We start from the raw sequence: 14,380 nt of genomic DNA, 5'->3' as shown, positions 1-14,380 counted from the left end.
TCCACAGGCGACGATTCCGCCCTGGCCGCCGTGTGCCGGCGCTCCCTAACCTCGGACCATGGCTGTGTCTCCGGATGATCGTTTCGCCGGCCTCCTGGGCGCCAGTGCCGAGCGCGGCGGTTGGGTGCCGGGCGACGTCTACACCGCCGACACCGCCGGTGACGAAGAACCCGTCGAACCCCGTCGCGTGCGTCTGCCCGTGCTGGCGGCTCTCGGCATCGCCACGGTCGGAATCCTCGTCCTCGCCTTCCTCCTCTTCCGCCCCGCACCACAGCATTCGCCCGTGGGCAGCGGTGGCGATCCCAGCCAAGGTACGGAAGCCGGTCAGTCGCCTGGCGCGACCAGCGAGGGAGGTGAAATAGGCGAAACCGGTGAGGGGTCGGCCGAGGGAACAGCGGGAGCAGCCGCAGGACAGGAAGGAGCCGCCTCGGCGAAGTCGGCGAATGCGAACGGGGAAGTGATCGTCCATATCACCGGAGCGGTCAACGACCCCTCCGTGGTCACGCTGAAGGCGGGTGCGAGGGTCCAAGACGCTGTCGAAGCCGCCGGCGGGCTGAGCGCAGGAGCCGACAGTGAAGCGGTGAATCTGGCGCGCGTGGTCGCCGACGGTGAGCAGATCCACATCCCGGCAGAAGGAGAGGAACCGGCAGCCGACGTCGATGGTGCCGAGGCGAACGGGACCGGTCAGGACGGAACCGGTTCGGACGGAAGTGGGGGAGCGGGCGCGGGTGGAGACGCCGGTTCGCCGGGAACCGCCGATTCATCCGCCGCGGCGAGTGGTGGGGCACCCGGCCAGGCGGGGAAGGTCGATCTCAACACCGCCGACGCCACCACCCTGGAGACGCTGCCCGGGGTCGGACCCGTCACCGCCGAGGCGATCATCAGCCACCGCAGCCAGCAGCCGTTCGCGAGCGTCGAGGATCTGCTGCTCGTCAAAGGCATCGGGCCGAAGACCTTCGAAAGCCTCAAAGACCTTGTCACCGTCGGCTGACCCGGTCCCCGCAGCCGTACGCACACGGCTGCGAACGTGGCGATCTCGGCAGCAGGCGTGGGAGCGCAGACTCATTGCCCTGCGAAAAAGGTGCGGGTCCGTGGTCGCTTGGGTACGGGAGCGGGCGGCGCTGTGGCCGGGTTCCGTCCGCCTCCTCTGCTGTGCCGCCGGCCTCTGGGCCAGCGCACTCCTGTCACCGGAGCCGTGGGTGCTCTTCGGCGTTCCCGTGCTCGGACTCCTCGGTATCGTGATCCTGCGACGGCACCACCACCTCGGTGTCGGTGTCCTCGTCTTCACCTGTCTGCTGACGATCCAGATCACCGCCCTGGCTGCCGCTCACGGACCGGACGATGAGGTCGAGACCACGGGGCTCGTCGTCGGCCACAGTGAGCCCGGAGCGTCCGGCTGGACGCGACTGACCCTGCTCACCCCCACCGGATTCACCCACGTGCTCAGTCCTGAGACCGCCGTCGACGGAGCGACCGTGCGGATGCGCACTCAGCGCCTCGACGACATCCGCTCGACTGAGGCGGAACCACAGGTGCTCGAAGAACCGAACCGACTGTGGCAGTGGCGTGAGAGGCTGCGCACCGAACTCCGCGTCGATTCTCTCGCCGCTGGCAATGACGGAGGACGGCTTCTGCCCGGACTCGTGGTCGGTGACACCTCGCCTCAGGACGACCGGATGGTCGACGATATGCGGGTCGTCTCCCTCACCCACGTCTCGGCCGTATCGGGCAGCAACGTCACGATCGTCAGCCTCGGTGCCGGACTGCTCGCCGGAGCCTGCCGAGCCGGCCCACGGCTGCGCGTGAGCATCGGTGTGCTCACCTGCCTCGGCTACGTCTTCATCGTCGGATTCGAACCCAGCGCCATCCGCGCGGCCGGAATGGCGATCGCCGCGGCACTCGTCTTCCTGCGCGGCGGCGGGATCTCCCCGGTCGCGGTCATGTGCTCGACGGCGAGCCTGCTGCTCGCGTTCGTGCCGGTGTTGGCCACCTCGGTGGGGTTCGTCCTGTCCGTGGTCTCCACGGCTGCGATCATGTTCGTCGTCCCGGTCCTGCTGCGCCGTCTCGCCGTGCACCTGCCGCTGGCGCCCACGGTGCTCGTGACCGCGCTCATCGTGCCCTTCGTCGCCCAGCTTGCGTGCACCCCGGTGCTCGTGGCGATCGACCCGCGCATCGGTCTGTGGTCGGTGGCTGCCAACGCCGCGGCCGCACCGGCGGTCATGCCGGCGACGGTGGCAGGTTTCCTCAGCCTCGTGGCCACCGGCATCGCGACGGCAGGTGTGCCCGGAGCCGACTTCGTCTCGGCCCTGCTGGCGTGGATCGGGTCCTTCCCGGCCTGGTGGATCGTCCTCGTCGCCCGAGTCTGCGCCGCGCTGCCGGGAGCGGCGCTGGACTGGCCGGTGCCGCCGGTCGGAACGCTGCTGGCGCTCGGTCTGCTCGGCCTCGCAGTGGCCGGGACGTGGATGCTCGTCCGTCGTCGCCTCTGGGGTCTGCCCGTCCTCGTTCTGTGCTGCCTGCTCACCGCCGCCGTCATCGTTTCGGTGAGGTCGAAGCCGCCGGCCGGGGAATGGTTGGTTCTCGTCTGCGATGTCGGTCAGGGGTCCGCCGCGGTGATCAACCTCGGTGAGGGTCGGGGCCTCGTCGTCGACACGGGGCGCGAGCCAAAACCCATCGACACCTGCCTCGACGAATCCGGGATCGAGGAATTCGATCTGCTCATCTCCCACTTCGACGCCGACCATTTCGCCGGCTATGCGGGCACGACATGGGGGCGAAAGGCCGACCGGCTGTTCGTCTCCGCGAACGTCGCGACTTCGCCCGAGGCCCGGCGCGTGATCGCTGACACCGGCGCCGAGGCGGTCCCCACCCACCGCGGCGAGACGCTGACCTTTGAGACGGCGAGTCTGGAGGTGCTGTGGCCGCCCCTGCGCTCGGTCCCTGCGGCAGAGGACGAGGAGCTGCGCAACGAAGACTCCCTGGTGGTGCGGGTCGCACAGAAGGGGCTGAGCACTCTGCTGCCCGGCGACGTCGGAGCCGAGGAGCAGTACGTGCTCGCCCAACAGGTGCAGCCGGTGGATGTGCTCGTCGCACCGCACCACGGTTCCTCCGATCTGGCACCCGAGTTCTTCACGGCCGCGGCTCCCGGGCTCGGCATCGTCTCGGTGGGGGAGAACAGCTACGGGCATCCGAGTGAGAAGTCGCTGCGCTCCTTCGGTCCCGTGCCAGTGCTGCGCACCGATCACTGCGGTTCGGTTGCGCTCTACGCGCAGAGTCGATTCAGCACGGGTCACAGGTGTCCGGAGGACAAGGGATGAGGTGGCGGGTGCCGGTCCGCCATGCCGGCCATGTCGGGCCGCCGCGATAGGCTGGGGCCATGGCAGTGAAGAAGACCCTGATCCCGTGGAGCTCGGCGAAACCGGCCCCTGTCGTCATGATCTCCGGTGGCGAATCGGTGCTCGTGCGCATGGCCAAGGACCGCATCGTGTCGGCCGCACGGAAACAGGATCCCGAAGAGATCGAATTCGACGCTGCCGGGTACCAGGCCGGCGAGTTGGCGATGGCGGCTTCACCGTCTCTGTTCTCGTCCTCGAAGCTCATCGTCGTCGATGCGGTCGAAAAGTGCTCGGAGGACTTCCTGAGTGACGCTTTGGCCTATCTGGACGCTCCGAACGATGACGCCGTCGTCGTGCTGCTGCACGCCGGCGGCAATCGGGGAGCGAAGCTCATCAAGAAACTCGATTCCGCCGGTTATCCCCGCATCGACGCGGCGGTGCTGAAGAACGAAAGCGATCGGGCGAAGTTCGCGCAGACTCGGTTCAAGGCCGCGAAGCGGCGCATCGACGAAGCGGGAATGGCCGCGCTCATGTCGGCGCTGGGCTCCGACCTCGCCGAACTCAATGCCGGAGTCGACCAGCTCATCGAAGACACCGAGGGCACGATCACCGCCGAGGTCGTCGACCAGTACTACGGCGGCCGTGTCGAAGCCACGGGCTTCAAGGTCGCCGATGCGGCAGTGGCCGGAGACGCGAAGAACGCACTCAGCCTGCTCAGGCATGCCCTGTCGACGGGGTCCGACCCGGTCCCGCTGGTAGCGGCAGTCGCGATGAAGCTGCGCGGCATGGCGAAGGTGCAGGGTTTCTCAGGCACCAGCGGCGAGCTGGCTTCCGAGTTGAAGATGGCTCCGTGGCAGGTCGATCGGGCCCGCCGTGAGGTGAGGCGGTGGAATGAGGTGGCGCTCGGCCAGTCGCTCATCGCCGCAGCCGAGGCCGATGCGGCTGTCAAGGGCGGGGGACGCGACCCCGTCTACGCCGTCGAATGGTTCGTCTCAGAAGTCGCCCGCCTAGCCAAAACCCGCTAATTACTACCTGACGGCGGCCCAGCAACCTCGCGCGAGGTTGCTGGGCCGCCGTCAGGTAGTAATAGGGGAAGAGAACGGGGTCCGAACCGTGTGGTTCGGACCCCGTGAAGCTATAGCCTCAGTCGTGCTCAGAGAGCGTTGATCTGCGTGGCCAGGCGCGACTTGCGGTTCGCAGCGTTGTTCTTGTGCAGAACACCCTTCGAAACAGCCTTGTCGAGCTTGCGGGCAGCCACAGCATAAGCCTGCTGTGCCTCTTCCTTGTTGCCGGCAGCAATGTTCTCGCGAACGACGCGGACGTAGGACCGAACCTCGGACCGAACAGCCTTATTGCGCTGACGAGCCTTCTCGTTGGTCTTGATCCGCTTGATCTGGGACTTGATATTAGCCAATTTCAACACTCTTTCGTGTTAGTGGTACATGGTCGTGAGGGCGCATCGAACCGACATGATCATCTCCGCGGGGAAACACATCGACGACATCGAATCCGACGGCGTCTTCACCCGACCTCGGCGAGACACACGCCTTGATGAAGACACAATCACCTATGATACAGGCTCGAGTCCCGGGCTGGAAATCCCTGCGCGCCCAGCAGCGCAGGGAAGATGACGGCTCCGCTCGGCAGGTCTGCCGGGTCTCAGTCGGAGATGTGCTCGGCCACCCGGTCGAAGACGTCGCGGGGCATGATCGCGCCTTCCCTGCGGATCGAATCGGGATCGAGCCGGATGATGCGATCGAGGCGGAGCTCCGAGGGCCGACCCTGCGAATCCCAGTCCCCGGTGCCGATGTTCATCCACTTCGCGTGCCGATCCTCTCGGACCTCGCCGACGCCGCCCGGGATGTGATCCTGGCTGGTGAGCATGAGCGCGAGCACCCATCTGCCGTCACGTCCGACGACGAGAGACGGTCGATCCTTGCCCTGCGAGTAGTCCTCCTCGAAGGGGACCCACCCCCAGACGACTTCGCCCGGATCGGCGTCGCCGTCGAGGTCGGGGGAGTAGCTGACCGTGATGGAGCCCCTGTAATCGCCGGGATACGCGCCGGATCCGCCCTGGCCGCCCGAGGCGGAACGATCGGCAGAACCCGCCGAGGCGGCACCTCCACCGCCGGACCGTGCAGGATTCGGCCGGCGGGCATCCGTCGGCTGCGATGCGCCTCCGGAGTTCTTCTTCGACTGCGATTGACGCAGGTAGCGCAGCCCTTCGCGGACACCGATTCTCGCGGCCCGATTGACCAGTGATTTCCAATTCATATGTCCAGCCTAAACGAGCCGGCTGTCACAAGCTGCAGAGATCCGTGTGCCGACCCGGTCAAGCGCACGAGCCGTCGTGGTCCGGCGAACGAGCCGTCACGGTCACGAGAATTCGAGGACCGCCTCGACGGGGAAATGGTCGGAAGGGTACTTCCCGTCGACCTCGAACGTGTCGATGCGCGTGGACAGTGTGCGCAGGCCCGGGGTCGTGAGGATCCAGTCGATGCGCGGCTCGCCGGCCTTCGGACCCTTGTAGCGGTGGAAGGTGCCGATGTCCTCACCGGGGACCTCGGCGGCGGTGTCGGTGAGGCCGAGCTCGGTGCAGAAGAAGTCGTAGACCGGGGAGCCGGTGGCGACATTGAAGTCACCGGTGACCACGCAGGGATGGGTCGCCTCGGCGATGGTCTCGGCCATGATCCGACCGGACTCGAGACGGGCGCGCTCGGACTTGTGATCGAGGTGGGTGTTGAGCACACGCAGACTCCGGTCGGATTCGAGGTCACAGACATCGACCGTCGTCAGTGTGCGCGCATGCGAGACTCCCCACGATTCCGAGGCCACGGTGTCGGGCTGTTCGGACAGCCAGCTGATGTCCACGGCTTCCACGTCGAAGCGCTTCGAATCGAGGATCACGGCTGTGAACTCGCCGGAGTTGCCGCCGGAGTGGCCCTCTCCGAGCCAGATGTACTCCTCGGGCAGCAGGCTGATGAGCGTCTCGAGCTGGTCGAGTTCGCCCTCCTGGGTGCCGATGAGGTGCGGACGTGCGCGCCGGATGAGTTCGGCGGCGATCGGCAGCCGCTCGGCCACCGGATGACCGTCCATCGCGGGATAGCGGAGGTTGAAGCTCATGACCCGGAATTCGCTCATGACTCCATCTTCCCCGATCGGCACTCCTCGGTGGGGGCGAATCGCGAAAGACACGGACGATCACGACGTGCATGTCCGTGGATTCCAGGTCCGCGCGCAAGTCATGAAACAATGGGGGATCCGGTCTGTCTGGGGACCTGGTCTGTCAAAGAAAGGGCGTTCATGTCACCTCAGGTGAATAAGGAAGCTGCAAAGCGGATCTCACCGTCTGCCACCTCACCCGAGCTGATTCGCAATTTCTGCATCATCGCTCATATCGACCACGGCAAGTCGACCCTGGCCGATCGCATGCTCCAGATGACCGGCGTCGTCGAGAACCGCGATATGCGCGCCCAGTACCTCGACCGGATGGACATCGAACGCGAACGCGGAATCACCATCAAATCCCAGGCCGTGCGCATGCCGTGGGAACACGAGGACACCCCGTATGCGCTCAACATGATCGACACTCCCGGGCACGTCGACTTCAGCTACGAGGTCTCGCGGTCCCTGGCCGCCTGTGAAGGTGCGCTGCTGCTCGTCGACTCCGCTCAGGGCATCGAAGCTCAGACGCTTGCCAACCTGTACCTGGCCATGGAGAACGATCTGACGATCATTCCCGTGCTCAACAAGATCGACCTGCCGGCCGCACAGCCGGAGAAGTACGCGGAAGAGCTCGCCAACCTCATCGGCTGCGAACCTGAGGACTGCCTGCTCGTGTCCGGCAAGACCGGCGAAGGCGTCGAGGAGGTCCTCGACCGCATCATCACCGATATCCCCGCGCCCGTCGGCGATGCCGAGGCCCCGGCCCGCGCGATGATCTTCGACTCCGTCTACGACACCTACCGCGGCGTGGTCACCTATGTCCGTGTCATCGACGGCTCTCTGTCCCCGCGCGAGAAGATCGAGATGATGTCGACCGGCACCACCCATGAGCTGCTGGAGATCGGCGCTTCCATGCCCGAGCCCAAGGCGACGAAGGGACTGGGCGTCGGCGAGGTCGGCTACCTCATCACCGGTGTCAAGGATGTGCGCCTGTCGAAGGTCGGCGACACCGTCACCGCCGCTGCGGGACCCGCGACGGAGGCCCTCGGCGGCTACCGCGAGCCCAAACCGATGGTGTTCTCCGGACTCTTCCCGATCGACGGGTCCGACTACCCGGTGCTGCGCGATGCGCTGGACAAACTCAAACTCAACGACGCCTCTCTCGCCTACGAACCCGAGACCTCGACGGCTCTGGGCTTCGGCTTCCGCTGCGGATTCCTCGGTCTCCTCCATCTCGAAGTGCTGCGCGACCGCCTGGAACGGGAGTTCGATCTCGACCTCATCTCCACCGCCCCGTCCGTGATCTACGACGTGACCATGGAAGACGGTTCGGAGACCGTGGTGACGAACCCGAGCGAATACCCGACGGGCAAGATCAAGGAAGTCCGGGAACCGATGGTGCAGGCGACCATCCTCACCCCCAGCGACTACATCGGCGCGGTCATGGAACTGTGCCAGGATCGCCGAGGCAAACTCCAGGGCATGGACTACCTGTCCTCGGATCGTGTGGAGATCCGCTACCGTCTGCCGTTGGCGGAGATCGTCTTCGACTTCTTCGACCAGCTGAAGTCCCGGACCAAGGGCTACGCCTCCCTCGACTATTCCGACGACGGGCAGGACGCCTCCGACCTCGTCAAAGTCGACATCCTGCTGCACGGCGACCAGGTCGACGCATTCTCCGCGATCGTCCACCGCGACAACGCCTACTCCTACGGTGTGGCGATGGCCGGGAAGCTGCGCAAGCTCATCCCGCGTCAGCAGTTCGAGGTGCCCATCCAGGCGGCCATCGGCTCACGCATCATCGCCCGCGAGACGATCCGCGCCATCCGCAAGGACGTGCTTTCGAAGTGCTACGGCGGCGACATCAGCCGTAAGCGCAAACTGCTCGAGAAGCAGAAGGAAGGCAAGAAGCGGATGAAGATGGTCGGCACCGTCGAGGTTCCGCAGGAGGCGTTCATCGCGGCCCTGTCCTCCGACGAGCCGGAGACGAAGGACAGCAAGAAGTAAGTGCCCGCACAACCGACCGGTGAGGTCCCTCCGCGCGACGGTTCGCTGCCGACATCGGTGGGGATCGGGGCTGCCGAGCGGGGGCTGAGCCTCTACATCCACGTCCCGTACTGCCGGGTCCGCTGCGGCTACTGCGATTTCAACACCTATACCGCCGACGACCTCGGCCCGGGCGCGTCCCGGGAGGACTACCGCAGCAATCTCGCCCGTGAGCTCGATCTGTCCGTGTCCACCCTCGCCGAGGCAGGGGCCGGCGATCGTGAGATCTCGACGATCTTCTTCGGCGGAGGCACCCCGACCTTGCTCGCAGCGGATGTGCTCGCCGGGGTGATGGACGATGTCCGCGCCCGCTTCCGCCTGGCCGAGAATGTCGAAGTCACCACCGAAGCCAACCCCGACACCTTGGATCCCGCCTACATCGCGACCCTTGCCGGAGCCGGTTTCAACCGCATCTCCATGGGCATGCAGTCGGCCGTGCCGCACGTGCTCGCGACCTTGGACCGCACCCACGATCCGGAGAAGATCCCCGAGGTGGCCCGCTGGGTCAAGGACGCCGGTCTCGAACTCAGCCTCGACCTCATCTACGGCACTCCGGGGGAGTCGATCGACGATTGGCGTCGCTCTCTCGACGTGGCCCTGTCCAACGAGGTCGATCATATCTCGGCATATTCCCTCATCGTCGAACCGGGAACGAAGATGGGCGTGATGGTCCGCCGCGGCGAACTGCCGATGCCCGATGAGGACGACTTGGCCGACAAATACGAGATCGCCGATGCCGCGATCTCCGCCGCCGGTCTGCACTGGTACGAAGTGAGCAACTGGTCGGCCGGTCCCGAGACCCGCTGTGAGCACAATATGGCCTATTGGCGCAATGCCGACTGGTGGGGGTTCGGGCCCGGAGCTCACTCACATGTCGGAGGCGTGCGGTTCTGGAATGCCAAACACCCCCGGGCCTGGGCCGATCGGCTGTTGGCGGGGGAGTCCCCGTCGATCGGTCGTGAGGTCCTCGACGTTCAGACCCGGGAGATCGAACGGATCATGCTGGCGGCCAGGATCGACCGTGAGCTGCGCCTGGATTCTCTGGCTCCAGGCAGCGAACAGGCGATCAGCACCTTCGTCCGGCAGGGGCTTCTCGACGCCGATGGCGCCGCAGCCGGCTGGTTCCAGCCGACTCTGCAGGGACGTCTCATGGCCGACTATATGGTGCGCATCCTCACCGAATACGTGTGAGCCGACGTCCGTTCGAGTCTTTCGTACTAGGCAATACACCGGTAGTGTCAAGGTAAGTGGTGTTGCCTGTGCGGATGCGGAGGAGGAGTTCGTCGATGAATTCTCCTGGCCGAAATGAGATCGGAAGGCCCCGGCAGCCATCCCCACCACATCACGCTCCATTGGGAAATCGCGCAGCGAATGAACAGAGATTCGCAGCTGCGGCAGCGGCGCGCGAAGCTATGAAAGCCGGGAGGATACCGGTGGTTCCCGCCGCCGAGCCTGCGATCGTGCGTCGCCCGTGGGAGGTCGTCGTCGCGGCTGTTCTCGGGGCAGTGGCTCCGATCTTCGTTCTTCTCGCGCTGATTGTTGCGGCATTCACCGGTGGTCGGGTTCTACGGGTGCTCGGGTGGGTCCTGCACGGGGTCGGTGATTCGACCGAAGTATCAGGCGTCTCGGTCGCCGGTGACGTCTCTGATTTCCTTGCTCAGGTCATCCTCGTCGTCGGAGCGGTGGCCGGCTTGGTCGTGATGGTCGGCTTCGCCGTCTACGCCTGGAGGATGTTCGTCGGAACGGGGCCAGCACGGTGGGTGGCGCTCGTGTGTCTGGCCATTGGGTTCTTCGTCATCACTCCGTTGAGTCCGCTGCTCATCAGCGGGTTCCTTCTTCTGGGCGCGTTGAGTGTGGTATTCGCATTCCTTCCGCGGTCTTCGGCGTGGTTTGCCGGGCGGAGACGGAACCGGGCCGTTCCCGAATTGTCGGGAACGGCCCGGAGGCGCTGACTGGTGATGAGGTGTTGACGTCGACTGCAGTCGAGATCATACCCACCGAATCACTTGATGAACTGGATGCTCATCGGAACCTTATAGACCTCGCCCTTGTTGGCGGCGACAGCGGCCAGGATCATGAATACCAGAGCAACGACCCAGATGACCAAGAAGAGGATCCCGCCGATGCCGAAGGTGATGACGGCGAGGATGTCGGCGATGATATAGGCGATGATGAGGGTCAGTTGGAAGTTCAGCGACTGACGGGCCTGTTCGCGGATGAAGGGCGACTCATCTTTCTTCACGAGGAAGACGATGAGCGGAACGATCCAGGCGGTGAAGATTGCGCCGACCTGTGTCCACATGGATGTGGAGCGTTCTGACGGGCTCGGCTGCCAGAGTCCCGCCGAACCCGGCCCGTAAGCCTGGGGCGGCAGCGCCTGAGAATTGAACGAGCCGGGATTCCCCGCCGAATTCATTCCGTATCCCTGTGGGCCACCGTAGGGCTGTTGGCTTCCGTGTCCGGGCTGACTGCCGCACGCCTGCTGCGAACCGTAGCCCGGCTGGGAACCATACTGCTGCTGAGGATTCTGCTGCTGAGATCCGTAGGCCGGATTCTGCTGCTGGGAGCCGTACCCGGGCTGGGGCTGCGAGCCATAGCCCGGCTGTGATCCCTGCTGAGGATTCTGCGGCTGAGAGCCGTGGGCCTGACCACTCTGCTGCGGCTGCGAACCCTGCTGTGGCTGCGAACCCTGCTGTGGCTGCTGGGTATACGGCTGTTGCGAGCCCGACTGCGGGGAATAGTTCGGAGGCATCGGCTGTGACTGTCCGTTGTTCGGCTGCTGCGGGTTGTCCGACATGAGAGTCCCTTCAGAGTGTGCGATCACTCCACACTAACCCAGTGAGTGTGGGCTGTCCCAGTGCAAGTGAGGTGACGGGGATGGTCACTTCACGAAGTTGATGGTGAGCGGGAACTTATAGCCCTCGCCCTTGTTCGCTGCGACGGCCGCGATGATGTAGAAGACGCAGTAGACGAGCGGGACGATGAACGCCGCATACATGATGATCATGCCGATCCCGAATGTCACCAGTGCCAGCATGAAACCGAGGAACATGAAGATCATGAAGGCACCGAAGGTGACGATCGTGTTCGTGATCATCGCATTGAGGCCCTGACGCGAATGCTCCCGGACGAACGGCGATTCGTCCTTCTTCACGAGGAACATGATGAGCGGCATGAAGCCGAAGATGAGCGAGCCGAGGTGGGTCCACATTGCCGTGGTCCGGTCGGGTTCGTGGGCCATCCAGAACTGCTCGGAGCCGGGTCCGTAGGCCTGCTCAGGCAGGGAGCGGGAGTCGAACATCGCCGGGTTGTGCATCTGCGGCATGCCGTAACCAGGCTGAGCTCCGTATCCAGGCTGTGCGCCGTAACCCGGCTGGCCCCCGGGGTTCGGCTGCGCCCCATATCCCGGCTGAGCGCCGTACGCTCGCTGCGAACCATACCCCGACTGCCCACCGGAACCCGGCTGACCGCTGTGCGTCTGCGGCTGCGAATACTGCTGGCCCTGCGGCGCGTAGGGCTGCTGCGAACCGGAGGCCTGAGAGTAGTTCGGCGGCATCGGCCGGCTGCCCGGCTGCTCGGGGTGATACGACATGGGGATCCTTTCGAAGAGTGCTTGCCATTCACCCTAACGGAGCGACGTGTCCCGAGGATGTCGGGAAAGCCTCACTCCTGTGACAGATTCGGCACACATCCCCCGCGCCGCACCACCGCCGACTCTCAGCCAACGGTGACGAAGTCGATGAGCTCCTCGACGCGCCCCGACAGAGTCGGTTCGACATCAGCAATGGTGCTCACCTTCCCGAGGATGCACACCCACCCGCGGGCAACGTCCCGATGGTCGGCGTGCGGCCATCCGATGCGACGCAGTATTCCCGTCTTCCAATCCTCACCGCGGGGGACGACCGGCCACTCGCGGATGCCGACGACATGGGGCTTCACCGCCTGCCAGATATCGACGTACGGGTGACCGATGATGTGGACGACATCGCGGTACCGCGGATCGGACCGGACCGCCTCGGCGATCTTCGATTCCTTCGTCCCGCTCACCAGATGGTCGGCGAGGACACCGACTCGATGGTCCCGATCCGGGCCGAAGGCCTCGAGCTTGTCCGCGACATCATCGAGACCGCCCAGGGGCTCGACGACGACGCCTTCGATGCGCAGGTCATCGCCCCAGATCTTCTCGACGAGTTCGGCGTCGTGCTTGCCCTCGACCCAGATCCGCGACCCACGTGCCACTCGAGCCTTCGCTCCGACCACGGCGCGAGACCCCGAGGCCGTCCGTCCGGGCTGCTGCGCCTTCTTCTTCGGCAGCTGCACATCGACGGGCTGCCCCTCGAGGAGGAAACCCGGTCCCAGGGGGAAGGCCCGAACCTTGCCGGCGCGATCCTCGAGCTTGACGACGACACCGGCCGTGGTCTTCTCCGCGCCGACGACAGCGCCGACATAGCCGCTCATCGCATCCTCGAGAACCATGCCCAGGCCGAGTTCGACCTGGCGGGACTTCTTCGGACGGTGCGACGACGGGGAGGAACCGGAGAGCACATCGGGGCCATAGCGATCAAAAGCATTCACGGGCACCCACCATAATCAAGGACGGTCCCGCAGGCGTGCAGACCCGCAGGCCACCCCAGAAATGAATTCCGGGAACGAGAGGCGTAGAATTGGCACTCAGACTCAGTGAGTGCCAAGAGCAGGCATGGGACCGCGATCGACCGGCGAGACGGAGAGGAGACCCGCGATGAACGACAGCAGACGAGCACAGGTGCTGCGCGCCATCGTCGAGGACTTCGTCGCCACCAACGAACCCGTGGGATCGAAGGCGATCGTCCAGCGCCACACCCTCGGAGTCTCTCCGGCCACGATCCGCAACGATATGGCCGCGCTCGAACAAGAGGGCTATATCGCCCAGCCCCACACCTCTGCCGGACGGATCCCCACCGACCTCGGCTACCGGATGTTCGTCGACCGGATCGATGAATTCAAACCGCTGACCACCGCCGAGCGGCGCGCAATCTTCCAACTCATCGACGGCGATGTCGACCTCGACGAGATGCTCGACCGCACCGTCCGCGTCCTCTCCGGCCTCACCCGACAGGTCGCGCTCATCCAGTACCCGACGGTGTCGCGGGCGCGCATCAAGCACATCGAGATCGTCGGACTCGGACCCGGGCGGATCCTCGTCGTCCTCATCACCGACGCCGGCCAGGTCGAGCAGAAGACCGTGATCACCCCGAGCCCGCTCGACGAAGACGCCGTCCGCGGACTGCGCGACCAGATCAACGCCGAATTCGCCGGACGCACACTCGCGCAGGTCTTCGGATCGGCCCACGCCGCCGAGGCGACCGCCACCGAATCGAGTGAGCCGGCCGCTCGTGACGACTCCGGACTCACACAGGTCAGGGCCGCCGTCGTCGACCTCGTCGCCGCGACGCGTGAAGAGCGCATCATCATGGCCGGCACCGCGAACCTCGCCCGCTCCGGAAGCGAATTCGGAGAGAAGATGGCTCCGATCCTCGAAGCCTTCGAAGAACAGGTGGTCCTGCTCAAGCTGCTCACCTCGATGGCCGAAGACCACGAGGAGATCAGTGTGCGCATCGGGCGTGAGAATACTCACGAATCATTCAGCTCGACTTCCGTCGTCGCCGCCGAATATGGTCATGACGCGGGTTCCTCGGCCAGACTGGCAGTGCTCGGCCCGACCCGAATGGACTATCCGACGACGATCTCGGCAGTCCGTGCCGTCGCCAAATACGTGTCCTCGATCCTCGATCGAGGGTAGGTCCCTTGATATCGACGAGGGACACCCGCAGACGGGCAGCGCAGAACCGGTGAGC

Annotated in this window: 13 protein-coding genes; 7 read left to right on the top strand and 6 right to left on the bottom strand. The window is 65.2% G+C overall.

Going from position 1 to position 14,380, the window contains the following annotated elements:
- The first annotated feature begins 58 nt into the window (after positions 1–58).
- From SB749_RS17800 to holA, 3 genes are all read left to right on the top strand, one after another.
- Positions 59–991 carry a helix-hairpin-helix domain-containing protein gene (locus SB749_RS17800; RefSeq protein WP_410711470.1) on the top strand — a complete coding sequence of 311 codons (933 nt, stop codon included), beginning with the start codon at positions 59–61 and terminating at the stop codon, positions 989–991.
- A gap of 100 nt (positions 992–1,091) precedes the next feature.
- A complete protein-coding gene (locus SB749_RS17795) occupies positions 1,092–3,314 on the top strand; it encodes a ComEC/Rec2 family competence protein (protein ID WP_410711469.1) in 2,223 nt (740 codons plus the stop codon).
- Positions 3,315–3,373: 59 nt separating this feature from the next.
- A complete protein-coding gene (gene holA, locus SB749_RS17790) occupies positions 3,374–4,357 on the top strand; it encodes a DNA polymerase III subunit delta (protein ID WP_410711468.1) in 984 nt (327 codons plus the stop codon).
- A 128-nt stretch (positions 4,358–4,485) separates the two neighbouring features.
- Here holA and rpsT read toward each other — a convergent pair whose 3' ends face one another.
- The 3 genes from rpsT to SB749_RS17775 all read right to left on the bottom strand — a co-directional run bounded on the left by rpsT (position 4,486) and on the right by SB749_RS17775 (position 6,473).
- On the bottom strand, positions 4,486–4,746 hold the full coding sequence (gene rpsT / locus SB749_RS17785) for a 30S ribosomal protein S20 (RefSeq protein ID WP_139467376.1): 261 nt from the start codon (positions 4,744–4,746) through the stop codon (positions 4,486–4,488).
- 245 nt (positions 4,747–4,991) lie between these two features.
- Positions 4,992–5,606 (bottom strand): type II toxin-antitoxin system PemK/MazF family toxin, encoded by a 615-nt coding sequence (locus SB749_RS17780; protein WP_410711467.1) that lies wholly within the window; start codon positions 5,604–5,606, stop codon positions 4,992–4,994.
- A gap of 102 nt (positions 5,607–5,708) precedes the next feature.
- Positions 5,709–6,473, bottom strand: coding sequence for an endonuclease/exonuclease/phosphatase family protein (locus tag SB749_RS17775; protein ID WP_410711466.1), 765 nt, complete (start codon positions 6,471–6,473; stop codon positions 5,709–5,711).
- 162 nt (positions 6,474–6,635) lie between these two features.
- Here SB749_RS17775 and lepA point away from each other — a divergent pair, with 162 nt between their 5' ends.
- From lepA to SB749_RS17760, 3 genes are all read left to right on the top strand, one after another.
- Positions 6,636–8,504 (top strand): translation elongation factor 4, encoded by a 1,869-nt coding sequence (gene lepA, locus SB749_RS17770; protein ID WP_253903700.1) that lies wholly within the window; start codon positions 6,636–6,638, stop codon positions 8,502–8,504.
- A complete protein-coding gene (gene hemW / locus SB749_RS17765; protein ID WP_410711465.1) occupies positions 8,505–9,734 on the top strand; it encodes a radical SAM family heme chaperone HemW in 1,230 nt (409 codons plus the stop codon).
- 242 nt (positions 9,735–9,976) lie between these two features.
- The gene (locus SB749_RS17760) at positions 9,977–10,495 is read left to right on the top strand and encodes a hypothetical protein (protein ID WP_410711464.1); all 519 of its coding nucleotides are present in this window, start codon (positions 9,977–9,979) and stop codon (positions 10,493–10,495) included.
- Positions 10,496–10,545: 50 nt separating this feature from the next.
- On the opposite strand, the gene SB749_RS17755 is transcribed toward SB749_RS17760, so the two are convergent.
- From SB749_RS17755 to SB749_RS17745, 3 genes are all read right to left on the bottom strand, one after another.
- Entirely contained in the window at positions 10,546–11,340 is a 795-nt protein-coding gene (locus SB749_RS17755; protein WP_410711463.1) for a DUF4870 domain-containing protein, read from the bottom strand.
- Positions 11,341–11,424: 84 nt separating this feature from the next.
- Complete coding sequence (locus SB749_RS17750) at positions 11,425–12,135, bottom strand: DUF4870 domain-containing protein (protein ID WP_410711462.1); 711 nt, start codon at positions 12,133–12,135, stop codon at positions 11,425–11,427.
- A gap of 125 nt (positions 12,136–12,260) precedes the next feature.
- Positions 12,261–13,124, bottom strand: coding sequence for a DUF3097 family protein (locus SB749_RS17745; RefSeq protein ID WP_410711461.1), 864 nt, complete (start codon positions 13,122–13,124; stop codon positions 12,261–12,263).
- 160 nt (positions 13,125–13,284) lie between these two features.
- On the opposite strand from SB749_RS17745, the gene hrcA reads away from it, so the two are divergent.
- On the top strand, positions 13,285–14,325 hold the full coding sequence (hrcA, locus tag SB749_RS17740; protein ID WP_410711460.1) for a heat-inducible transcriptional repressor HrcA: 1,041 nt from the start codon (positions 13,285–13,287) through the stop codon (positions 14,323–14,325).
- Positions 14,326–14,380: the final 55 nt, after the last annotated feature.

Origin of the sequence: Brevibacterium sp. SIMBA_078 (assembly GCF_046534565.1) — a bacterium.
Lineage (GTDB): Bacteria > Actinomycetota > Actinomycetes > Actinomycetales > Brevibacteriaceae > Brevibacterium.
This window is presented reverse-complemented; position numbering and strand designations above follow the sequence as displayed.

Excerpts from the sequence above, each read along its gene's own strand:
- SB749_RS17755 (WP_410711463.1), bottom strand. The coding sequence starts at position 11,340 with ATGTCGGACAACCCGCAGCAGCCGAACAACGGACAGTCACAGCCGATG.
- SB749_RS17750 (WP_410711462.1), bottom strand. The coding sequence starts at position 12,135 with ATGTCGTATCACCCCGAGCAGCCGGGCAGCCGGCCGATGCCGCCGAAC.
- SB749_RS17800 (WP_410711470.1), top strand. The coding sequence starts at position 59 with ATGGCTGTGTCTCCGGATGATCGTTTCGCCGGCCTCCTGGGCGCCAGT.
- SB749_RS17775 (WP_410711466.1), bottom strand. The coding sequence starts at position 6,473 with ATGAGCGAATTCCGGGTCATGAGCTTCAACCTCCGCTATCCCGCGATG.
- SB749_RS17780 (WP_410711467.1), bottom strand. The coding sequence starts at position 5,606 with ATGAATTGGAAATCACTGGTCAATCGGGCCGCGAGAATCGGTGTCCGC.
- lepA (WP_253903700.1), top strand. The coding sequence starts at position 6,636 with ATGTCACCTCAGGTGAATAAGGAAGCTGCAAAGCGGATCTCACCGTCT.
- hrcA (WP_410711460.1), top strand. The coding sequence starts at position 13,285 with ATGAACGACAGCAGACGAGCACAGGTGCTGCGCGCCATCGTCGAGGAC.
- holA (WP_410711468.1), top strand. The coding sequence starts at position 3,374 with ATGGCAGTGAAGAAGACCCTGATCCCGTGGAGCTCGGCGAAACCGGCC.